We start from the raw sequence: 20342 nt of genomic DNA, 5'->3' as shown, positions 1-20342 counted from the left end.
CTTGTTCATACCTACGGAGACATCGCATATGAAAACACTTGACTTTGACCCGATCCTTACCGAACTCGTCGAAATCCGCCATCGTTTGCACCGGATACCGGAGATCGGTCTCTCGGAAGCTAAAACGTCGGCGTTTATCAGCGACCAACTTCGGTCCTGGGGTTACAAGGTCCACGGCGGGATTGCGTCAACAGGGCTGGTGGCAAGCCTGCAACGGGGCAATCCGGACAACGCCGTAGGCTTCCGTGCGGATTTCGACGCGCTGCCGATGACCGAAGAGACCGGACTTCCCTACGCGAGCGAGCATCCCGGCGTCATGCACGCATGTGGACACGACGGACACACCACCATGCTTCTCGGAGCCGCCTGGGCACTCGCCCAAGACGCTTCCTTCAAGGGGACCGTGCATTTCATCTTTCAGCCTGCCGAAGAGAACCTCGGCGGTGCAAAGTTGATGATCGAGGACGGGCTATTCGACAGGTTCCCCTGCAAACGGGTCTTTGCCCTCCACAACCTTCCGGGCCTCGAGGCAGGCATTTTCGCCACTCGCGCAGGAGCCATCGCAGCTTCGATCGATGTAGTCACAATAACGGTAAAGGGAAAAGGCGGACACGGTGCCCTTCCCGAGACCACCATCGACCCGGTGGTCGTAGGCTCTAGCATCGTCATGGCTCTACAGACACTCGTCGCCCGTAACATATCGCCACACCAGGCCGCAGTGGTTACCGTCGGCTCCTTCCATGCCGGATCAGCCGCTAACATCATTCCCGAGACGTCCGTACTCGAGGTGAGCATGAGAGCCATGGACCCGACCGTCCGAGCAGAACTGCAAAAGCGCGTCGAGGAAGTTACATTGCTTCAGGCTCATAGCTTCAATGCGGACGTCACTTTCCAATGGGAGGTCGGATACCCAGCCACGTTGAATCACAAAACCGAAGCGGAGTTGGCTTCGCAGAGCATTATCAAGCACTTTGGCGAACATTCGTTCGTCAACCTCGCAAATCCGATGATGTTCAGCGAAGACTTTGCCTTCATGCTCGAAGCGGTGCCGGGGGCCTACATACTTCTCGGCAACGGCGACAGTTCGGGTCTTCACTCCACGACGTACGAGTTTAACGACGAGATTATTGGAACAGGCGTTAGCTTTTTCTATAATTTCGCGCGCGACTTGTGCTCTGCGGAGGGTTAGCAGTGTTCCGGAGCGGGATCGCTGGCATATTATCAGACGCTAGTGCGGGCGCGCGGCCGATAGAACTCCGCTACGGACATAACGAAACGCAGTTCCTCATTCCCATTGTTGATATAGGCATGGGGGCTTTCGGTTTGCGCGAGTACGGACGAACCGGCCTCAACAGTCTGCTCGGTGTCTCCAAGTCGGAAAGTGAGACTGCCCGTCTCGATGTTAAGAAGCTCAAGGGTTCCCGGAGAGTGGCCGGGAGATTCATGCACCTCGCCCGGAAACAGTGTCCAACGCCAGAGCTCGATTTCATCCGGGCCATTGGTCCCGACAAGAAGCGTGGCGCTCCCGCCAAGCGGGCCCCGCCACAATATGGGTGCGTTCTCAAGAGGGACAACCTTTACAGGAACACTCGATGCTACTCCGACAAAGTCGGCCACGGAGACGCCCAAAGCCTTTGCCGCCCGACAAAGGGTGGCGATGCTGGGATTCGCGTTTCCCTTCTCGATTTCGACCAGCATGCCCTTGCTTACGCCGGATCGTTTCGAAAGTTCGTCAAGCGAGAAACCGTTTTGGCGACGGAACAATTTCATGTTCAACGAGACCGTTGAGGTGACCTGCTCGACCTCGATGACCGCATCGGTCGATATATTGACTTTCTTTTCCATGGTCATTATTGTAAACCAAATCGGTCAGTGAGAGCTAGTAGAAAAATGGAATTACCGATCATCGAAAAAGGGATCGCAGACCTCGCGCCGGACTTCCGGGCGATCAGCATTCTTGTCGATGCCACTACAGCATCGGAAGGCGCAATGACGCGACAGGTGCTTGAGGAAGCATGTGATTTCGTACGGGCGGGCGGCCCTGAGTGGAGCGAAGCGCACATGGCAAGCTGGGGAGATGTATATGCCCGGTTTGGAGCCAAACCGAACCGCACCCCCTGCTCCGCGCAGGCCCTCAGAAAAAGGGTGGAGAAGGATGGACGTATCCCTTCCATCAATCCTCTGGTCGATCTCTATAATGCCGTGAGCCTCCGTTACGCAGTTCCGGTGGGCGGCGAAAACTTCGACGCCTACGTAGGCCTGCCGCGCCTTTCCATATCAGATGGGACAGAGCCATTCGATACGATTGCCAACGGCGAGTCGGTTACCGAAACCCCTGTCAAAGGCGAAATCGTATGGCGTGACGATGTGGGTGTCACTTGCCGTCGCTGGAATTGGCGGCAGGGAACCCGCACCCGTCTTGACGCCATCGGGGGCAAGATGTGGTTTATACTCGAAAGTCTCGGAACGATGCCGGAGTCCGCTCTTGAAGAGGCGGGAAACATGTTGGTGAACGGGCTCACTCAGCTCGCCCCCGGCAGTCAGATCGAAAGAAGAACAATAGCCGTCGCCTGACTTCGGCGGCTGTATCGACAAGGTAATTCATCGCGCAGGACTTCCGGCGATCGCGCCGGGAGAACGGAGGCCTGCGCGCTGCCTCAACAAATGCCACAAGAGCGCCGTGAAACCACGGCGGTGGCGGAGCTTTGCCTGCAGAGGAGCAGGCTTCCGCCGAGGAGGAAAAAATGTCTTCGAATAATAATCAGCTGGCACTTGCCGTAAGGGATGTCCACAAAAGCTATGGAAGCCTCAAAGTGCTCAAGGGCATCTCGCTAGAGGCCGTGAGGGGCGATGTCGTCTCGATCATCGGCTCATCGGGGTCAGGAAAGAGCACGTTCCTGCGCTGTATCAATTTCCTTGAGATACCCGATCAAGGTAGCTTCCGCGTAAACGGCGAGGAAGTGGAATTTCGGAAGGGCCGCGATGGAAGATCCCAGCCTTCAAACTGGCGTCAGATCGAACGGATGCGCAGCGGTCTGGGCATGGTTTTCCAGAGCTTCAACCTTTGGCCTCACATGACGATCCTCCAGAATGTGATCGAGGCTCCGGTTCACGTGTTGAAAGTTGACCGAAAGGCGGCGGTCGAGAAGGCCGAAGGGCTTCTCGCCAAAGTCGGTCTCTACGAGAAAAAGGACTCCTATCCGGCCTTCCTCTCGGGCGGCCAGCAGCAGCGCGCCTCCATCGCGAGGGCATTATGTGTCGATCCGGCCGTCATGCTGTTCGACGAGCCGACGTCGGCTCTCGACCCCGAGCTTGTAGGAGAGGTTTTGAAGGTCATCCGCGGCCTCGCCGAAGAGGGACGCACCATGATCATGGTCACCCATGAGATGAAGTTTGCGCGCGACGTCTCAAGTCGCGTCATGTTTCTGCACCAAGGCCAGGTGGAGGAGACAGGCCCTCCTTCCCAGGTCTTTGGCGCACCCACGAGCACTCGTTGCAAGGAATTCATTGCAGCTGGTTCGCACTGACCACCACTCATCAGCAACAAGGGAACTGACATGAAACACTGGGGTAAAGCAGTTATCCTGGCGACCACGATGCTCGCCAGCAACGCACACGCCGAAATTCGATTTGGCGTCGTAAACGAGGCATATCCTCCGTACACGACCAAAGACGCTTCCGGAAAGTCGGTCGGGTGGGAAATCGACCTCATGGACGCAGTCTGCGAGCAGCTCAAGGAGAAGTGCACGATTGTGGACGTCGCGTGGGACGGTCTCATTCCCGCGCTCGAAAGCAAGAAGATCGACGTGATCTGGTCCTCCATGTCGATCACAGACGAGCGCAAGAAGCGGATTGACTTCACCGACAAATATTACTCGGCCAAGGCCAGCTTTGTCGGCCCTAAGGATGGCATTCTCGGCGTTGAGCCCGCTCAGCTCGAGGGAAAAACAGTGGGCATCGCGGTGTCGACGACACATTCGGCATATTTCAAGAAGCACTTTGCCGACATTGCGACCGAGAAGAGCTATGCAACTGTTGACGAAGCCTACCAGGATTTGTCCGCAGGCCGAATTGACTACAGCTTCTCTGACACGGGCCCGTTGAAGGAATTTCTGAAGTCTGATCTCGGCAAGGAGTGCTGCGAGTTCAAAGGTGACGTACCTGCCGATGACGCCGTCCTTGGGGAAGGTGTCGGGGGCGGCGTTCGCAAAGGCGACACCGAACTCCGCGAGAAGCTGAACGGTGCTATCAAGGCCATCCGTGCCAACGGTAAGTACGCCGAGTTCAGCAAAAAATACTTCGACTACGACCCCTACTGACACTGGGTCAGTTCCGGCCCGCCATGACTGCGCGGGCCGGATCACCCGACCTTGAAGGTTAGCGATGAACTCCTCGAATTCAATTTTTCAGCTTCTCTACATCTCTCCACCCGGATGGGGCGGCGTCCTACTGACCGGTGCACTGGCAACGCTTTTTATTTCCGCCGGGGCCTATCTGCTCGGAATGATCCTAGGCTTGGTCGGAGCGCTGGGGAAGCTCAGCGGTCCCCGTCCCATCCGTTTCACGCTCAACGTCTACACGACCGTTGTCCGCGCCGTACCGGAACTCGTTATGATAGTGGCCCTATTTTACGCAGGCACGAGCGGACTGAACCATGTGCTGTCACTGGCGGGGATGGGGCCGATCGAAGTGAACGGCCTCGTGGCAGCGATCGCGGTTCTCGGGTTTGTGCAGGGTGCCTACATGACCGAAGTCATCAGGGGCGCGATCCTGTCCATACCTGTTGGTCAGGTGGAGGCGGCGAAGGCGTTCGGAATGCGGCCAACCATGCGTTTCAGGCGCATCGTCCTGCCCTCGCTCTTACCAAACGCCCTCCCCGGTTTCGCCAATCTCTGGCTTTCGGTCATCAAGGACAGCGCCCTGATTGCCGTCGTCGGTTATCAAGAACTCGCACTGGCGGCTCGCGTCGCCGCCAGCAACACAAAGCAGTACATGCTGTTCTTCTTGGCGGCTGCGGCGATCTACCTCGCAATAACGATTACCTCCAATCTGCTCTTCTCCGCGATCGAAATGTATTTCCGCCGCGGCCAAAGGCCCGTCAACTAGGAGGCCACCATGGATTTCAGTTGGATAGTTTCCTACCGCGAATTGCTTCTGCATGGCGCGCTCCTAACCTGCTTGCTTCTGGTGATCTCCGTCACAGTGGGATTTTGGATTGCCGTGCTACTCGCGGTAGCCCAGGTCGGACGTAACCCTGTCTTGAAATATGCGGCGAAGAGCTACTGCACGTTCTTCCGGGGAACACCCTTGTTGATACAGCTCTGGCTCATCTACTACGGCCTTGGTTCCTATCTGCCGCATATTCCCGGCCTGAGAGGCAGCTTTCTCTGGCCGATCATGCGGGAGGGCGTCTTTTTCGCCGGGGTCGCGCTCACGCTAAACTTCGCCGCGTATCAAGGTGAAATCCTGCGCGGCACCCTTCTCGCCGTGCCCAAGGGCGAACTGGAAGCGGCCAAAGCCGCTGGAATGCCGCCCTTCATGGTCCTTCGCCGTATCTGGCTCCCGAGAGCCATCAGGATCGGGCTGCCAACGCTTGCAGGAGAAATCATCCTACAGCTCAAGGCAACGCCGATCGTCTTCTCCGTCACCGTCATGGACCTTTACGGGGCGGCCTACAAAATCCGGCAAGACACGCTCCTCGTCTACGAGCCGCTGATCCTTGTCGCAGCCTTCTACGTGGCCCTGACATTCCTCATCACCCAAGCTTTCCAGCGTCTGGAAAACGCAGTTCCAACCCGCCGCTAACGCATCCAGTGGAACTCAAAGAACCGAAAGACCAAAACTATGACCAACCCTGATAAACACAAACTTTCGTCCCTGTCGTTTAACACCCTGGCGGTCCACGGCGGCAACGAAATGGACAAGACCTCGGGTGCCGTCCGCACCCCCATCGTCATGGCAAACTCCTACGCCCTGCCCTATGATCCATCCACCATGGACTGGTCTGACACTGAAGAGCCGTCCTATACCCGAAATTCCGGGCACAACCAGATTTGCCTTCAGCGTAAACTCGCCGCGATGGAAGGCGGAGAAGACGCCGCCGTTTTCGCGACTGGTGTCGCCGCGCTTCATGCCGTGTTCTTCACCTTCCTCAAATCGGGCGATCACGTCATTGTCGGAGACGTCACCTACGAGGCCGTCTGGCGTTTGTTCTCTGAGCTCCTGCCGCAACGCTACAATATAGAGGCAACCTTCGTGGACATGGGAGACATGGACGCCGTCAGGGCTGCCGTTCGCCCGAACACCAAACTTATCCACACGGAGACCATCGCCAACCCGACAACCAAGGTGGCAGATATCGCGACGCTCGCGGACATAGCCAAGAGTTCGGGCGCGCTCCTGTCGGTCGACTCGACCTTTACCCCGCCACCGTTCTTCCGTCCGTTGGAACTTGGTGCGGATCTGGTCGCACATTCGCTGACGAAGTACATAAACGGACATGGCGATGCCATGGGCGGCGTTGTCATCGGCTCCAAGAAGCTTATCCACCACATCAAGGCCGACGCGCTCGTCGATCTTGGCGGAACGATATCTCCGTTCAACGCCTGGCTTATCACCCGTGGATCGGTGACCCTCCCTCTTCGTCTGCGCCAGCACTTCTCATCGGCGCAAGCGGTCGCAAACTACCTCGACAGTGAGAAGCGCCTGGCGTTTGTAACTTACCCCGGCCTGCCGAGCCACGATCAGCATCGGTTGGCCGAGCGGCAATTCGGCGGAAAGGGCTACGGAGCCATGATCGCTTTCGCGGTCGACGGCGGTCCTGAAGTCCAGAACCGCTTTGTATCAAACCTCAAGATTATCACGTCAGCCGTCTCTCTGGGGCACGACGAATCCCTGATTGTCCACGTCGGTGGCGGGGGACGTGGCGGCGCGGAACGCTATCCGCTGGACTTCCAGAAATACGGGCATCTCCGACTGTCCATCGGCCTCGAGGACCCAGAAGACATCATCGCCGACGTCAGACAAGCGCTCGATCTCACCTTTGCGTGAAACGCGGTCTCCGCCACCGGGGGCGGCCTTAAAGGTCGCCCTCCTTCGCCGGAGACCTGACAACTCCGGGTTAAACGAATGTACTGGTTCATACTCTTCATCGCCGGTCTCCTCGAGGTCGTCTGGGCCTATTCAATGAAGCGGTCAGAAGGTTTCACGATCTTGCTTCCATCAACCGTCACAGTCGCAGCAATGATCGCCAGCGGCGTTCTATTGTCGTTTGCAATGAGGGTCCTACCTCTCGGCACCGCGTACACGGTCTGGACCGGCATAGGGGCAGTCGGGTCGTTCATCGTGGGTCTGGCCGTTCTGGGAGAGCCCGTTGCCCCAATGCGGATCGCTGCAGCGACCCTGATCGTGGCAGGTATTCTCATGATGAAGCTTTCGAGCGCGTAAGGCGCGAAAGGTGTAAACTCGATCGCAAGAGCGCTGAAGAGAGGCCAGAAGGGTCAACGGATGAAAGTCGTGTTGAATTACCCTGCCATCGAAGCACTTGACGCCGTCATTCGTGCCGGAAGCTTCGAGAAGGCAGCTGAGACGCTGCATATATCCGCTTCGGCCATTTCACAGCGGATAACCAAACTAGAGCATCATGTATCCGCACAGCTCATCATTCGAGGTAAACCATGCATGGTGACCCCAGAGGGACAGGTGCTGTTACAACACCTTGAACGAGTCCGGCTTCTGGAAGGCGAGCTGGCGAAATGGGTGCCGGAGATTTACAAAATCTCCTGATCCGAAGTGCTGTGTGTCGATCTTGCTACAGAGCGAAGCCCGAGGGCTCTGAAACTCGGAATGGCTAGCTGTTGCCGCCCGGACCTCATGGGGCCGGGCGGCGTGATCTCAGTTCCGGATGAGCGGCTGATGCGCGCAGCGGAACGAGCCCCCCGCTGCGCAGGGCGCGCGGTACGGAATGCGGATTACCTCGAACTTACGGGATTTGAGAGCATCAGCGATCGGGTTCAAAGCTTCTTCCGAGGGCACAACGACCGTGCGATCATCCAGGACAAGGTTGTTGCATGCCATATGGGCCTTTGCCATAGCCTTGGGAACAGCATGGACATCCCAGTCTTTCATGAAATCGGGGAGACCTTCTGGCAGGGCCTCGAGACTTGCGATGGCGACACCTTCGCGTGGCGTCATGAGCACGCAGTCGAGATGTGGAAACATCGGGTCGATCTTGACCGTCTGCACCTTGTACTCGCTGCCGAGCATGTGCTGGAGCCAACGCGCGCCTTCCGGATTACTGCAGCCACCCGAATTGCCAACGAGGATGTTGCGTCCGACGACAAAAATATCGCCACCCTCGAGATAACCCCAGCCCGTGCCATCGACATACTCGTCGGCACCGCCGTCCGGCTGAGCAAAGTAGCGAGCGCCGCGATCCATTGTCGCGCCGAGGAATTCGCGGATCGCGAAGCGCTGGCGACGATGGAAGTAGCTTCGGGGCGCGAGCTCGATGACGTTGTTGCCGATCGTCACGAAAGGGTCGCGCATCCACGCCGTCTGAACGCCGTGATCCTCTCCCCGTGGGAATTTGCGGTTCTGTGCACTGATCTCCCCGGCCACGTGCACACGAACGCCGAGGTCTTCAAGGAGTTTGATGGCTCCGCTGATCTGGCTGCTGAACTCGGCGAAGAGTTCGGGATTCACTTCCTTGACGTCCCGTCCCTGGTTCTGCTCCCAGAACTTTCCGTGCTCGCCCTGCGCACGAAGCTTGGAGTCGCTCAAAAACTTGGGAAGCACCCATGCGTCAGGCGAACCGTAAACGCATTCCCTGAGCGTGGCCCACTCCGATTCCACGAAAACCGGGGCGTCTGCGGCAGTGAGCGGCGCTGCGTTTGTCGTTGTCATGCCTATGTCCTCTTTACTGGAAATGAGGACACCCTAACCAGCGGAACGCACCCAGTAAGGCTCAAACTACGCAATCACATTTGCAGGATGTGGCAACAATAGAACTATGGGAAGCGGTCCAAGAGAGCGCGGACGGCACGGCGATCGGCGTTGTCGCGCCGATAGACGAAATGGAACTGGACCTGCACCGGGGTGTCCGGCGTCTCGATTTCGACGAGGTTCCCGTCATCGACCTGCTTGACAAAGTGCGAGGGAAGCAACGCACACCCAACACCAGCGAGGACGGACGCCAGTACCGATTCCAAGGTGCTTCCTCTGGCCGCGATCTGTAGCGGGTACTTTCGTTCGAAAATCGAGAACTCGTCGGTTTTAAAATCTCTGGAAATGTATGGCACAGCGATATCGGAGTTCGATCGGTGGTCGCCGCTTAGCGTCTCCACGGCCCGTTCGTAATATGGCGACAGTTTCGAGATATAGAGACGATGTTCCTCCACGAAGGCAGGCTGGTACTCGAGTTGCTCGAAGCCTTCGCATTGGCTGGTGATCGCGAAATCGACCTTGTTGTCGCGAACGAGGACGTCGATGACCGACACCGTATGAACGCTGACGCTAATCAGCATTCCCGGAAACAGCCGATGCATCTCCGACAGGGCCGCGATCACGCCAGCGCTCGGGTTGGTGACGACGTTGTCGATAACGCCAAGGGTAAACGTTCCCGCCAGCGACTGCCTCGTGCTCTGAACTATCAATTCGAAGGAGTGGATGTTGGAAAGGAGCTGCGTCGCCGCCCGATGGACCTCCTCGCCCTGCGGAGTCAGGGCAAAACCGGATCGCCCCCGCCGGCACAGTTGCAACCCAAGGCGATCTTCCAGCGCCGACAGGTCACGACTGATGCTGGATATGCTTGCATTCAAACGATAAGCTGCGGAAGACACCCCTCCATGCTCCACAACTGCCAAAAAATTACGCAGATGCTTAATGTCGTAGCTCGACAGCGCAAATCTTATCATCAATGCCACTCACTTGCGGAATCCTGCAAGTGAGCTAACCATCTTCACGGTTCTTCCGCAATTTTTTTCAGATACCGTCACTATCACTCAGCCTGCATTTCCAGACTGATCGGGAACAAACAAAAAGAGGGAACCATGAAAACACTTCTTATTTCACTTGCGGTATCAGCGCTCATGGCCGGGGTCGCTCATGCCGAAGACACACTCGCCAAGATCAAGGCCGCTGGAAAGATCACGGTCGCCACGGAAGCAGCCTTTAAACCATTCGAATTCGTCGAAGACGGCAAGATAACGGGGTTTGGCTCCGAGCTGCTCGCCGAGTTTGCCAAGGACCTCGGCGTCAAGGTGGAACAACTCGACCTTCCGTTTCAAGGTATCCTGTCCGGACTGGCCGCAAAGCAATATGACCTTGTCGCCACCTCCGTCACGCCGAACGCGGAACGGGCAAAAGCCTACACCTTTTCCCGCCCGTTCGCCGCGATCGATAACAACGTCGTCGTGTCAGCCGACAACGACAGCATCAAGCAGCTTTCCGATCTAAACGGCGTTCTCGTGGGAACCCAACTCGGCAGCTCGACAGATGCCGTCGCGCGGCAGATGAACGACGAACTTAAAAAGGGTGGCGGCTCGGGGTTTGGCGATCTACGGCTGTTCCAGTCCTATCCGGATACGGCGTTCAACCTCAGCTCCGGACAGGTCGACGCTATTGTCGTACCCAACATTTCGGCGGCCGACTTCATGAAGACCTCCCCTGGCGCTTTTAAGGTGACGTTTTCGTACGGCAAGCCCGCATATCTCTCCTGGGTCACGCGTCCTGAAGACAAGACGCTGCTCGAAGCCGTCAACAATACGATCACCCGCCTCGTGAAGTCGGGCAAGATCGCGGAAATGCAGAAGAAGTGGGTTGGGCTCGAATCCGCCACGCCTGAAGACGGTTATCTCCCGGAAAACGCGATACAGCTCAAGCCGTGAGCCTGAGAGGTACCGATGAAGTACATCGTCAAAGGCATCGAGACCGTCCCGCTTCTGTTGGACGGTCTGGTGACAACCCTTCTGATCTGCGGGCTCGCGTCGGTTCTGGCACTGGCCGGGGCAATCCTAATCGTCGCCGCGAGGCGATCGGGCAAACGCTTGCTTGTCTGGAGCGTCACGGTCTACGTCACGCTGATGAGGGGTCTGCCAATCGTCATCCTTGTCTTCCTGCTCTATTTTGGCATGCCCGCGCTACTCGATCTCGGCCGGGTGTCCGCCTTTTGGGTCGGCGTGATAGCGCTCGCGATGAACGGCGCCGCGTTCCAGTCTGAGGTTCTTCGCGGCGCGATTGCGAGACTGCCGAAGGGCCAGACGGAAGGCGGTTACGCGCTCGGCCTTAGCAAGTATCAATTGTGGCGTCTTGTCCTCACGCCGCAAATCCTTCCGATCGCCTTGCCCGCCCTGGCTGGCGAAGTCGGGTTTTTGATAAAGGCCTCCCCAGTGTTGTCCCTTATCACGGTCGTTGACCTGACCCGACGCTCCCAGCAGGTCACCATGCAGACGTTCGACCCACTCGGGCCGCTGCTCGCTGCCTGCGTGCTCTATTTCATACTCATAGGCTCGATCGCGTGGGCGTCCCGCTATCTCGAAGGCAGGCTTACAGTCGGGAGGGCCAGGTAATGATCGAGTTCCTCAGCAACCACGGCGGCACCCTGCTCAGAGGTTTTCTCTGGACCATAATTCTGGTCAGCGGCGGCTTTGCGATCGGGAGCGTCTTGGGCGCACTTCTCGCCATCCTCCTGACCTCGAAAAACCGGATAGCGGGCTGGCTCGCCCGCTCCTATGTCGAGCTGATCCGAAATACACCCTTTCTCATTCAGGCGATGCTTCTCTTTGCCCTACTCGGCGTCATGAGAATGCGCTTCGAGCCGGTGCTCGTCGGTCTGGTTTCCGTCGCAATCTACAGCGCCGCCTACATGGCCGAAATCATAAGAGGCGGTCTTAACTCGATACCGGACGGCCAGCGTGAAGGAGCTCGCGCTTTGGCGATCGGTCCTTTCCTGCAGTCCCGCCTGATCATACTTCCCCAGCTCATGCCGTTCGTTCTCCCCGCGAGCGTCAATCTGCTGGCGACCTTATGCAAGGAGTCGGCGTTTCTCGCGGGCGTATCCGTCGCGGAGCTGACGTTCTCAGGGCAGGTCGTGATCACGCAGACGTTCCTCATCTTCGAAGTCTGGGCGATTATCGGCATTCTCTACCTCGTGCTCGTTCTCTCGATAATGGCACTGGCAGGCTTCCTCGAGAGACAAATGGCATGGCTTAAACCCGCCCGTTAAACCCCGCTTACCAGGATTTTCTCAAATGACTAGATTTCAGATCGACGGCCAGCGCATGCTTGCCGACCTTAGAGAGCTGCGTTCTTTTGGCGAGTGTGGCAAGGGTGTAGTCCGGCGAGCCTTCAGCGACGCCGACATCGCGTCACGTATCTGGTTGGCAAGCAGGATGGCGGATGCTGGCCTCACGGTTCATGTCGACCCGGTCGGAAACGTGTTCGGCATTCCCGAGAACGAGAAAAACCGCATTCTGGTAGGGTCGCACTCCGATACGCAGCCCGAGGGCGGGTGGCTCGACGGCGCGCTGGGGGTCATCGTCGGCCTGGAGGTCGCAAGGGCGAGCCGTGAACAGGGCGGACCGCCGATCGCCTGCGTGTCATTCCAAGACGAGGAAGGGCGGTTCTCGACGTTGACCGGAAGCAGGGTCTGGACACACCAGCTCTCTATCAACGAAGCCGACCTGTTGGTCGACGCGGACGGCGTACGGTTTGCCGACGAGCGGCAGAAAGCCACAAGGATCGGGCCTGTTACGGACGTTCCAGTCGATTGGTTCCGGGCATTCCTCGAGCTCCATATCGAGCAAGGCCCGGTTCTCGACACCTTAGGCGAAAAGATCGGCGTGGTCAGCGATATCGTCGGGATACGCAGCGAGCACCTGTCATTCCAAGGCCAGCAGAATCACGCTGGGACAACGCCAATGGCCATGCGGAAAGACGCTTTCCAGGGTCTGGCAATGTTCGCGCATGAACTGAACCGAAAGCTGCACGAGATCGTGACATCGTCGACCGTGTGGACGATTGGACATGTGGCCCTTCACCCAAACGCCGTCTCGATTGTCCCCGGCCGGGCGGACTTCTCGGTTCAATGGCGCGATCCCGACGATGGCCTTCTTGACCGTATGCATGAGGTGATATGCGAGACGGCCGCCCGAACCGCCTGCCACATGGGCCTGGAATGGCAGAAATCGAATTACACCTCCATTCCGGCCACTCGTTGCGATCCCGCCATCGTCGGCGCGTTCGAGCGTGCTGCAGACATGACGGCGAAAGACGGGTGGCGGCGGCTCACCTCAGGAGCGCTACATGACGCTGCCAACGTGTCGAAGCACATGCCGATGGGCATGCTGTTTGTGCCGTCGATCAACGGTATCAGCCATAACTTCGAGGAGGACACGGCGATCGGGGATCTCCTGCTGGGAGCGGAGACGTTTGCCCGCGCCTTGAACCTCCTCACGAATTGATCTCGAATTCACGCCGCGAGGAATTCCCTCGCCTGTGCGTCGCCAGAAAAGAAGGGGAATATTGATGCAGTCTGCCACCCAACAGCCCGAAAGCAAGGCTCATGACATCGCGGTCTCGCTCTGTCAGGTGTCGAAGTGGTTCGGCGCTTTCAAAGTCCTTCAAGACATCAATCTCGAGGTCAGAACCGGAGAGCGGATCGTCATCGCCGGACCGTCGGGTTCCGGCAAGTCTACCATGATCCGTTGCATAAATTGGCTTGAAAGACATCAGAAAGGAAAGATCGTCGTCGACGGGATCGAACTGACGGACAACAACAAAAACGTCGATGCCGTTCGACGTGACGTCGGGATGGTATTCCAGCATTTCAATCTATTTCCCCACCTCACCATCATTGAGAACTGCACGCTTGCTCCGATGTGGGTCAAGAAGGTGCCGCAAAGCCTAGCGCGGGACACAGCGCTCGAGTACCTCGAAAAAGTGCGGATCGCCGATCAGGCCCACAAGTACCCGTCTCAGCTCTCCGGGGGCCAACAACAACGCGTAGCGATCGCGCGGGCGCTTTGCATGAAACCCAAGGTTCTTCTTTTTGACGAGCCGACGTCCGCGCTTGATCCGGAAATGGTGCGCGAAGTCCTCGATTCCATGGTGCAGCTCGCCAAGGACGGTATGACTATGCTTTGTGTAACGCACGAGATGGGGTTCGCGCGCCAGGTCGCAGATCGCGTCATCTTTATGGACCGTGGAGAGATTATCGAGGAGAACGCCCCGACAGAATTCTTTGCCAACCCCCAGCATGAACGGACCAAGGCGTTCCTGAGTCAGATCGTCCACTAAGCGCGCCGCTGGTTCGCCACCTTGAATTTCATGGCCGGAGGCTGGATAAGCGGTTCGGGCGGAGCGGATACAGAATTTACCCCTAACTCGTGAATGGGCTCATTCGGCGAGCTCGTCGGACTGCCCCCCTCGCTCGAGGACGGCCATGGTGAAGCGGGCTGGTAGCTCACCCTCAGCCTGATAGGAGTGATCTTGATCAGTTACTAACCGGGCGCTTTCGTTTGCGTTCAGGACGATTGTGTCTGCTCCGACGCTTATCCGCACGACGCCCTCAAAGACAGTGATAAGCTCTCGTGTATTTGGACTGTGTCCTTCGGCCCGAAAGACATCGCCGGGAACCATAGTCCAGGTCCAAAGCTCGAACATTGTCTGACCCGACGTCGAAGCCTGAAGTTGTGCCCGGCTACCGTGGGGGCTGCTCCAAAGGATTTGTGGTGTGGTGCGTTCAATCGCGCCACTAGCCCCTTCAACCGGGGCAGCAAGCAAATCAGAAACCGACAGGGAGAAAGCCGCCGCGAGCCTACATAAAACACTTATGCTCGGGTTTGCTTTTCCATTCTCAAGCGCGACAACAGTACCCTTGGAGAGACCCGTTTTCTTCGCCAGAGCATCGAGACTCAAGACCCTTTTTTGCCGGAGTGTCCGTATGCGCGTAGCAAGGGTCGAGCTGACAACAGCCTCAGCGTTCGACATAAGTGTACAATCGGTCATTATATTGACTTCACCCTTCTTAGGCACTACGGTCACCATAATGACTGACGCCCTATCCCGCAATCGCGGCGGACGAATAGACCTCCCACCAAAAGGGCAATAACCATTGTGAAAGGCCTTGCTCGATGACAATTGTGACTTCCCTAAAGACCGGTAGCGTGATCTCGTTTGCGGGAGGTGCCTTAGAAGGTCGTGGCAGGATTGATCATGTAGCGTCTCACGAAGGCGGCTGGCTTATTATAGCGGACAGCACGCCATTTCATCCGGTCAGCTTTCGATGGCCCGACCAACCCGGCGACCGCGGCAAGATCGAGTTCGGCGATGGCACGGTAGCCGAAGTCATCGACTCCCTGACTGGTCTGGTCGACGCAGGCACCGGAGCCCTTCTGATCGGCGCCGAAGCAGCGGCCATCCGAAAAAATGAGGGCGATTGGCACGGTGTTGTTGCTCATATTGTAAATTCCGATCGGAACATCCTCCCCTATCTTGGCGCTGAGGCGCGGTTTCTCGTCGACGCCACCCAACGCAAAGGACTGTCGGCCGCTCATACGGCTGCACACCTTGCAGCCTTCGCGCTGAACGAAGCGGCCGCTCCCTTTTGGAAGAAGGACTATGAGGATCGCGATACGCGAGGACGTCCCAACTTCGACAAGGCAGCTATCGAAACAGCAAATATCACGCCTGAAGCGTCCACGGATGTTTACCGTCTGGGTAAATCCCTCAAGAAAAAGGGGATCGATCGAGATGGCCTGTTGGGTCAACTGGACAGTGTGGCTGGTGAGATCAACCAGAGAATAACCGCCTGGCTTGCTAAAGACGCCCGCGTAACTGTTACCCCTTCGGAGGGGCAACTAGATGAGGTGCGGGTATGGCGGACCGAACTCGACGGTGCCGAGGTGTCCATTCCATGCGGGGGGACCCATGTCGCAGCTCTCTCGGAAATCGGGAAGGTGAACGTGACGCTCACCCCCACCGAGGACGGCTTCGTCATGACTACTCGCGTCCGCACCGAATAGTCTCAAATCGAAGAAACCAATGACAGAACTGCTAGCGGTTATCACCATCACAATCCTTGCCGTCATCAGCCCTGGACCCGACTTCGCCATGGTGTCGCGCAACAGCCTGCTTCTATCGCGTCGTGCAGGGGTACTCACTGCCGTTGGTATCGGTGTCGGGGTGCTCGTTCACGTCACGTATGCGATCCTCGGCGTCGGCGTCCTCATGGCTCAGTCGATCTGGCTCTTCAACGCCCTGAAGATCATCGGAGCCGCTTATCTGATCTGGCTAGGCATCAAGATGCTACGTGCAAAGCCACAGGGCGACGTTACGAGCACTAGGGAGATTGCCCTGTCAGATTTTGGCGCTCTACGAATTGGCTTTCTGACGAACGCGTTAAATCCGAAGACGACTGTCTTTGTCGTCAGTCTCTTCATGCAAGTAGTCCAGCCATCAACGCCCTTGCCGGTCCAGGTCAGCTACGGTGCGTTTATCTCAGGTGCACATGTCGCGTGGTTTGCGCTTGTAGCTTTGTTCTTCTCCGCTGGCCCCATCCGGGCGCACATAATGAAGGTGAGGCATTGGATAGACCGCGTTTTCGGGGCTCTGCTCGTTGGATTCGGCATGCTGCTGGCGACGACAAACCTTTCGCGGTGACGGAGAAGTTCGTCACCTTTACGTTCTTAGGCTTCAATCCGTAATTCGGGATATCAATAGATGGACATGTATCAGGTAGACGCCTTCACCGACCGCTTGTTTGGTGGGAATCCCGCTGCGGTGCTGCTGCTGAACGACTGGCTTCCGGATTCAACGATGCTGGCGATCGCGCAGGAAAACAATTTGGCCGAGACAGCATTCGCAACATTGCGATCGGATGGAGACTGGAATCTGCGCTGGTTCACGCCTGCGCATGAGGTCGACTTTTGCGGTCATGCGACACTTGCGACCGCGCACATCATATTCACGGAAAAGCAGGCAGGTGGGCCTTTGCTTTTCCATACCCGCGTCGGCAAATTATGGGTCTCTAAAATGGATGCGAGATACAGTCTCGACATCCCGCGACTACCCCCAGAGAACCTGGATAAGCTGCCAGAGGAAATATCGACGGTATTTGCATCCCCGCCGGCAGCAATCTTTCGGAACTTCGAGAATATCTTTGCTGATCTCGGAAGCGCCGACGCAGTACGTCGGTTCATTCCGGATTTAGCCGCCATAACGCGTCTGGGACCCGTGGGGCTTGTTATAACAGGCCAGTCAGAAGTGGGAGACAGCGTGCATTTCGTGTCGCGTTACTTCGCTCCCGGTGCAGGGATTCCTGAAGACCCCGTCACGGGGTCAATTCACGCTACGCTCGTGCCGTACTGGGCCCAGCGTTTGGGTCGAGAAAAGCTGAAGGCCTGTCAGGCATCGGCGCGTGGCGGGTTGCTCGAGTGCGAACTGGTCGATGATCGCGTCATCCTCCTGGGAAACGCAGTGACCTTTATGAAGGCTACGATTTTCTGCTGATGAAAGTGAGGTGCCGTGGTGCAACGGTCCGTCCTGTATCGAGCCGGCGCAGCCATTCGGACGGATGAGCGATCGGGCGTCGCCACGTTCGTGCGCACGAGCCTCAGGATCGAAACCGCCCGGCTGTATCCGGTTCGACGCTGCGAGATACGTCGCGAAAACCTAGAATAAAATCCATCGTAAAATCAGTGCAGCTAGGCAGGTTCAGGCTGGGAATGCAAGCGGCACGATGTTTGAGCAATTTGCACTGTGATTTGGTCCGCTTGCCTCGTTTCGGCAGTGCAATTAGCTCTTCATCATGGGGGCATTCAACAATCGGAGGCTCCCATGACAGTCTATAATATCGCATTGATCGGGTTTGGCGGCGTGAACCGCGCACTAGCCGAACTGATCGCAACGAAGAACCAGCTTTGGGAGCGCGACCTCGGCTTCGGACTGAACATCGTTGCCGTGAGCGATCTGTACCTTGGTTCGGTCACTTCTCCCAATGGCCTTGATGCAAAGACCCTGGTAGAGACAAAGTTCTCCAAAGGCGGGTTCGGACAGCTCTCCGGCGGCAGCGCAGAAGCCGACAACGAGACGATCATCAAGACCGCTCCTGCAGACATTATCGTGGAAGCGACGTTCACCAACCCCAAAGACGGCGAGCCCGCGGTCTCCCATTGCCGCTGGGCCCTGGAAAGCGGAAAGCATGTCGTGACGACAAACAAGGGTCCGGTTGCGATCGGAGCTAAGGAATTAAAGGCCTTGGCAAAGAAGAACGGTCTGCGTTTCGAATATGAAGGCTCGGTAATGAGCGGTACTCCCGTTATCCGGATGGCGGAAAGGACGCTCGCCGGAGCCGAGCTCAAAGGCTTCGAGGGTATCCTCAACGGCACATCCAACTTCGTGCTCGGCCGGATGGAAACGGGTATGGACTTCTCCGCCGCCGTCAAGGAAGCCCAGGAACTGGGTTATGCCGAAGCCGACCCGACCGCCGACGTCGAGGGTTACGACGTGCGCCTTAAGGTCGTGATCCTGGCGAACGAGCTTCTCGGTGCCAACCTCACCCCCGACGATGTTTCGCGAAAGGGCATTTCCGGCCTGACGGCCGCCGACATCGACGCCGCGACTAAGTCCGGCAGCCGCTGGAAGTTGATTGGCTCTGCCGTCCGTAACGCTGACGGTACCGTAATAGGTAGCGTCGAGCCGAAGTGCCTCCCGCTAGAGCATCCGCTTGCGGCAGTCAGCGGCGCGACCAATGCCGTTTCGTTGAACACCGAGCTTCTTGGCGCTGTCACGGTCACGGGACCAGGCGCTGGCCGCGTCGAGACCGCCTATGCCCTCCTCTCCGACATCGTCGCAATCCACAACGCCAGCGGTGTGGGCCTGAAGAAGGAAGCAGCATGATGCAGAACGCCGCCCGCGCCAACACCGAGGCAGAATCCATTATCGTACGCGACCCGTACAGCGGCGCTCACCTTGGGACCGTCGTCGAAACCAGAGCGGACTCCGTCCCAGGGCTGATCGATCGTGCCAGAAACGGAGCGCGTGTCGCACGGGCCCTGCCTCGCCACCAGCGTTCCGCGATTCTCGAAAAGGCCGCGTCCCTGATTGCCGTGGACAAAGACGACTTCGCAGTCCTAATTGTCCGAGAAGCGGGCAAGACGATCACCCAGGCACGCAAGGAAGTGACACGCTGCATCAATACGCTCAAACTTTCCGCCGACGAAGCCAAGCGCAATGCGGGCGAGGTCATTCCGTTTGATTCCTATGCCGGTTCGGAGTCCCGCCAGGGGTGGTACACCCGTGAACCCCTCGGCATCATTGCCGCTATTACCCCCTACAACGACCCCCTGAACCTCGTCGCCCACAAGCTCGGCCCGGCGATCGCGGGCGGGAACTCGATCCTGCTCAAACCTTCTGAACTGACGCCGCTGTCAGCCATCAAGCTGGTGGATACCCTCGTGGCTGCCGGTCTACCGGAAGAAGTAATCACTGTTGCCATTGGCGGCGCGGAACTGGGAAAGGCGCTTGTCTCCGCAAAGGATGTCCGGATGATCTCGTTCACGGGCGGTTTCGCCACGGGCGAGGCGATTTCTAAAGTCGCAGGCATCAAGAAGCTTGCCATGGACCTCGGCGGCAACGCGCCTGTTATCGTCATGGAAGACAGCGACTTCGCCGCGGCGGTCGAAGGTTGCGTATCAGGCGCCTACTGGGCCGCCGGCCAGAACTGCATCGGTACACAGCGCATCCTGATCCAGCGCCCCATCTATGAACGTTTCCGCGACGAGTTCGTCGCGAAGACGCTCAAGTTGAAGACTGGCAACCCGTTGGACACCGATACAGATGTCGGACCGATGATCACGGAAAAGGCCGTTGGCCGTGCCTCCGCGATGGTAGACCGGGCTATCCAGGCAGGGGCAACTTTGCTCTGCGGCCATCAGCCTTCTGGCAACCTTTATCCGCCCACGGTCCTCGAAAACGTTCCCGCGACCTGCGACGCATGGAGCGAGGAGGTTTTCGCACCGATCGTGATCCTCGAGCCGTTTGACGACATCTCGGACGCTATCGACCTCGCCAACAGCCCGGAATACAGCCTGCACGCGGGTATCTTCACCAACGACCTCGAAGATGCGCTCGACGCGGCCGATCGTATCGAAGCGGGGGGTGTCATGATCAACGACTCTTCCGATTACCGCTTCGACGCGATGCCGTTCGGTGGCTTCAAGTACGGTAGCATGGGGCGCGAGGGCGTACGCTTTGCGTACGAGGACATGACGCAGCCAAAGGTCGTCTGCATCAACAGGCTGAAGCATTCGTAAAAGCCGCGCTTATCGCCATCAGCATCTACG

Annotated in this window: 23 protein-coding genes; 19 read left to right on the top strand and 4 right to left on the bottom strand. The window is 57.8% G+C overall.

Going from position 1 to position 20342, the window contains the following annotated elements; all coding sequences use genetic code 11:
• The first annotated feature begins 28 nt into the window (after positions 1–28).
• Positions 29–1189, top strand: coding sequence for a M20 aminoacylase family protein (locus C5L13_RS20460; RefSeq protein WP_105385122.1), 1161 nt, complete (start codon positions 29–31; stop codon positions 1187–1189).
• A 32-nt stretch (positions 1190–1221) separates the two neighbouring features.
• Here C5L13_RS20460 and C5L13_RS20455 read toward each other — a convergent pair whose 3' ends face one another.
• A complete protein-coding gene (locus tag C5L13_RS20455) occupies positions 1222–1845 on the bottom strand; it encodes a helix-turn-helix domain-containing protein (protein WP_105385121.1) in 624 nt (207 codons plus the stop codon).
• A gap of 45 nt (positions 1846–1890) precedes the next feature.
• Between C5L13_RS20455 and C5L13_RS20450 the strand changes: the two genes are divergently transcribed.
• From C5L13_RS20450 to C5L13_RS20415, 8 genes are all read left to right on the top strand, one after another.
• A complete protein-coding gene (locus tag C5L13_RS20450) occupies positions 1891–2574 on the top strand; it encodes a B3/B4 domain-containing protein (RefSeq protein ID WP_105385120.1) in 684 nt (227 codons plus the stop codon).
• Between the two features lie 170 nt (positions 2575–2744).
• Positions 2745–3527 carry an ABC transporter ATP-binding protein gene (locus tag C5L13_RS20445; protein ID WP_105385119.1) on the top strand — a complete coding sequence of 261 codons (783 nt, stop codon included), beginning with the start codon at positions 2745–2747 and terminating at the stop codon, positions 3525–3527.
• A 30-nt stretch (positions 3528–3557) separates the two neighbouring features.
• On the top strand, positions 3558–4319 hold the full coding sequence (locus C5L13_RS20440) for a transporter substrate-binding domain-containing protein (protein ID WP_105385118.1): 762 nt from the start codon (positions 3558–3560) through the stop codon (positions 4317–4319).
• 64 nt (positions 4320–4383) lie between these two features.
• A complete protein-coding gene (locus C5L13_RS20435; RefSeq protein ID WP_105385117.1) occupies positions 4384–5106 on the top strand; it encodes an ABC transporter permease in 723 nt (240 codons plus the stop codon).
• Positions 5107–5115: 9 nt separating this feature from the next.
• A complete protein-coding gene (locus C5L13_RS20430; RefSeq protein ID WP_105385116.1) occupies positions 5116–5805 on the top strand; it encodes an ABC transporter permease in 690 nt (229 codons plus the stop codon).
• A 39-nt stretch (positions 5806–5844) separates the two neighbouring features.
• The gene (locus tag C5L13_RS20425; protein WP_105385115.1) at positions 5845–7050 is read left to right on the top strand and encodes a trans-sulfuration enzyme family protein; all 1206 of its coding nucleotides are present in this window, start codon (positions 5845–5847) and stop codon (positions 7048–7050) included.
• 78 nt (positions 7051–7128) lie between these two features.
• A complete protein-coding gene (locus C5L13_RS20420; protein WP_105385114.1) occupies positions 7129–7446 on the top strand; it encodes a DMT family transporter in 318 nt (105 codons plus the stop codon).
• 60 nt (positions 7447–7506) lie between these two features.
• Entirely contained in the window at positions 7507–7785 is a 279-nt protein-coding gene (locus C5L13_RS20415) for a LysR family transcriptional regulator (RefSeq protein ID WP_245571393.1), read from the top strand.
• Between the two features lie 108 nt (positions 7786–7893).
• Here C5L13_RS20415 and C5L13_RS20410 read toward each other — a convergent pair whose 3' ends face one another.
• Together C5L13_RS20410 and C5L13_RS20405 are read right to left on the bottom strand one after the other, a co-directional pair.
• Positions 7894–8904 carry a hypothetical protein gene (locus C5L13_RS20410; protein WP_105385113.1) on the bottom strand — a complete coding sequence of 337 codons (1011 nt, stop codon included), beginning with the start codon at positions 8902–8904 and terminating at the stop codon, positions 7894–7896.
• Between the two features lie 104 nt (positions 8905–9008).
• A complete protein-coding gene (locus tag C5L13_RS20405) occupies positions 9009–9914 on the bottom strand; it encodes a LysR family transcriptional regulator (protein ID WP_105385112.1) in 906 nt (301 codons plus the stop codon).
• Between the two features lie 135 nt (positions 9915–10049).
• Here C5L13_RS20405 and C5L13_RS20400 point away from each other — a divergent pair, with 135 nt between their 5' ends.
• The 5 genes from C5L13_RS20400 to C5L13_RS20380 all read left to right on the top strand — a co-directional run bounded on the left by C5L13_RS20400 (position 10050) and on the right by C5L13_RS20380 (position 14295).
• Positions 10050–10886: a transporter substrate-binding domain-containing protein gene (locus tag C5L13_RS20400; protein ID WP_105385111.1), complete on the top strand. Its 837-nt coding sequence runs from the start codon at positions 10050–10052 to the stop codon at positions 10884–10886.
• A 15-nt stretch (positions 10887–10901) separates the two neighbouring features.
• Positions 10902–11567: an amino acid ABC transporter permease gene (locus tag C5L13_RS20395; RefSeq protein WP_105385110.1), complete on the top strand. Its 666-nt coding sequence runs from the start codon at positions 10902–10904 to the stop codon at positions 11565–11567.
• A complete protein-coding gene (locus tag C5L13_RS20390) occupies positions 11567–12223 on the top strand; it encodes an amino acid ABC transporter permease (RefSeq protein WP_105385109.1) in 657 nt (218 codons plus the stop codon). Before C5L13_RS20395 ends, C5L13_RS20390 begins: the two co-directional genes overlap by 1 nt.
• 25 nt (positions 12224–12248) lie before the next feature.
• Entirely contained in the window at positions 12249–13460 is a 1212-nt protein-coding gene (locus C5L13_RS20385) for a hydantoinase/carbamoylase family amidase (RefSeq protein WP_105385108.1), read from the top strand.
• Positions 13461–13524: 64 nt separating this feature from the next.
• A complete protein-coding gene (locus C5L13_RS20380; RefSeq protein ID WP_105385107.1) occupies positions 13525–14295 on the top strand; it encodes an amino acid ABC transporter ATP-binding protein in 771 nt (256 codons plus the stop codon).
• 99 nt (positions 14296–14394) lie between these two features.
• On the opposite strand, the gene C5L13_RS20375 is transcribed toward C5L13_RS20380, so the two are convergent.
• On the bottom strand, positions 14395–14988 hold the full coding sequence (locus C5L13_RS20375) for a helix-turn-helix domain-containing protein (protein WP_280952642.1): 594 nt from the start codon (positions 14986–14988) through the stop codon (positions 14395–14397).
• A gap of 143 nt (positions 14989–15131) precedes the next feature.
• On the opposite strand from C5L13_RS20375, the gene C5L13_RS28800 reads away from it, so the two are divergent.
• From C5L13_RS28800 to C5L13_RS20345, 5 genes are all read left to right on the top strand, one after another.
• The gene (locus C5L13_RS28800; protein ID WP_158693486.1) at positions 15132–16022 is read left to right on the top strand and encodes an alanyl-tRNA editing protein; all 891 of its coding nucleotides are present in this window, start codon (positions 15132–15134) and stop codon (positions 16020–16022) included.
• 19 nt (positions 16023–16041) lie between these two features.
• Positions 16042–16659, top strand: coding sequence for a LysE family translocator (locus tag C5L13_RS20360; protein WP_105385104.1), 618 nt, complete (start codon positions 16042–16044; stop codon positions 16657–16659).
• 60 nt (positions 16660–16719) lie between these two features.
• Complete coding sequence (locus C5L13_RS20355; protein WP_105385103.1) at positions 16720–17508, top strand: PhzF family phenazine biosynthesis protein; 789 nt, start codon at positions 16720–16722, stop codon at positions 17506–17508.
• A gap of 327 nt (positions 17509–17835) precedes the next feature.
• Entirely contained in the window at positions 17836–18897 is a 1062-nt protein-coding gene (locus C5L13_RS20350; RefSeq protein WP_105385102.1) for a homoserine dehydrogenase, read from the top strand.
• A complete protein-coding gene (locus tag C5L13_RS20345) occupies positions 18894–20312 on the top strand; it encodes an aldehyde dehydrogenase family protein (protein ID WP_105385101.1) in 1419 nt (472 codons plus the stop codon). Before C5L13_RS20350 ends, C5L13_RS20345 begins: the two co-directional genes overlap by 4 nt.
• Positions 20313–20342 lie beyond the last annotated feature (30 nt).

The sequence above is a fragment of the Neorhizobium alkalisoli genome (assembly GCF_002968635.1).
Taxonomy (GTDB): Bacteria; Pseudomonadota; Alphaproteobacteria; order Rhizobiales; family Rhizobiaceae; genus Neorhizobium; species Neorhizobium alkalisoli.
Note: the sequence above shows the minus strand (reverse complement) of the source record. Positions and strands in the feature narration are given on the sequence as shown.

What these genes read in the sequence shown, in the direction of transcription:
- C5L13_RS20445 (WP_105385119.1), top strand. Translation starts at nt 2,745, where the DNA reads ATGTCTTCGAATAATAATCAGCTGGCACTTGCCGTAAGGGATGTCCAC.
- C5L13_RS20360 (WP_105385104.1), top strand. Translation starts at nt 16,042, where the DNA reads ATGACAGAACTGCTAGCGGTTATCACCATCACAATCCTTGCCGTCATC.
- C5L13_RS20355 (WP_105385103.1), top strand. Translation starts at nt 16,720, where the DNA reads ATGGACATGTATCAGGTAGACGCCTTCACCGACCGCTTGTTTGGTGGG.
- C5L13_RS20435 (WP_105385117.1), top strand. Translation starts at nt 4,384, where the DNA reads ATGAACTCCTCGAATTCAATTTTTCAGCTTCTCTACATCTCTCCACCC.
- C5L13_RS20405 (WP_105385112.1), bottom strand. Translation starts at nt 9,914, where the DNA reads ATGATAAGATTTGCGCTGTCGAGCTACGACATTAAGCATCTGCGTAAT.
- C5L13_RS28800 (WP_158693486.1), top strand. Translation starts at nt 15,132, where the DNA reads ATGACAATTGTGACTTCCCTAAAGACCGGTAGCGTGATCTCGTTTGCG.
- C5L13_RS20375 (WP_280952642.1), bottom strand. Translation starts at nt 14,988, where the DNA reads ATGTCGAACGCTGAGGCTGTTGTCAGCTCGACCCTTGCTACGCGCATA.
- C5L13_RS20345 (WP_105385101.1), top strand. Translation starts at nt 18,894, where the DNA reads ATGATGCAGAACGCCGCCCGCGCCAACACCGAGGCAGAATCCATTATC.
- C5L13_RS20440 (WP_105385118.1), top strand. Translation starts at nt 3,558, where the DNA reads ATGAAACACTGGGGTAAAGCAGTTATCCTGGCGACCACGATGCTCGCC.
- C5L13_RS20350 (WP_105385102.1), top strand. Translation starts at nt 17,836, where the DNA reads ATGACAGTCTATAATATCGCATTGATCGGGTTTGGCGGCGTGAACCGC.
- C5L13_RS20460 (WP_105385122.1), top strand. Translation starts at nt 29, where the DNA reads ATGAAAACACTTGACTTTGACCCGATCCTTACCGAACTCGTCGAAATC.
- C5L13_RS20450 (WP_105385120.1), top strand. Translation starts at nt 1,891, where the DNA reads ATGGAATTACCGATCATCGAAAAAGGGATCGCAGACCTCGCGCCGGAC.
- C5L13_RS20430 (WP_105385116.1), top strand. Translation starts at nt 5,116, where the DNA reads ATGGATTTCAGTTGGATAGTTTCCTACCGCGAATTGCTTCTGCATGGC.
- C5L13_RS20390 (WP_105385109.1), top strand. Translation starts at nt 11,567, where the DNA reads ATGATCGAGTTCCTCAGCAACCACGGCGGCACCCTGCTCAGAGGTTTT.
- C5L13_RS20425 (WP_105385115.1), top strand. Translation starts at nt 5,845, where the DNA reads ATGACCAACCCTGATAAACACAAACTTTCGTCCCTGTCGTTTAACACC.
- C5L13_RS20455 (WP_105385121.1), bottom strand. Translation starts at nt 1,845, where the DNA reads ATGGAAAAGAAAGTCAATATATCGACCGATGCGGTCATCGAGGTCGAG.
- C5L13_RS20395 (WP_105385110.1), top strand. Translation starts at nt 10,902, where the DNA reads ATGAAGTACATCGTCAAAGGCATCGAGACCGTCCCGCTTCTGTTGGAC.
- C5L13_RS20400 (WP_105385111.1), top strand. Translation starts at nt 10,050, where the DNA reads ATGAAAACACTTCTTATTTCACTTGCGGTATCAGCGCTCATGGCCGGG.
- C5L13_RS20420 (WP_105385114.1), top strand. Translation starts at nt 7,129, where the DNA reads ATGTACTGGTTCATACTCTTCATCGCCGGTCTCCTCGAGGTCGTCTGG.
- C5L13_RS20380 (WP_105385107.1), top strand. Translation starts at nt 13,525, where the DNA reads ATGCAGTCTGCCACCCAACAGCCCGAAAGCAAGGCTCATGACATCGCG.
- C5L13_RS20385 (WP_105385108.1), top strand. Translation starts at nt 12,249, where the DNA reads ATGACTAGATTTCAGATCGACGGCCAGCGCATGCTTGCCGACCTTAGA.
- C5L13_RS20410 (WP_105385113.1), bottom strand. Translation starts at nt 8,904, where the DNA reads ATGACAACGACAAACGCAGCGCCGCTCACTGCCGCAGACGCCCCGGTT.
- C5L13_RS20415 (WP_245571393.1), top strand. Translation starts at nt 7,507, where the DNA reads ATGAAAGTCGTGTTGAATTACCCTGCCATCGAAGCACTTGACGCCGTC.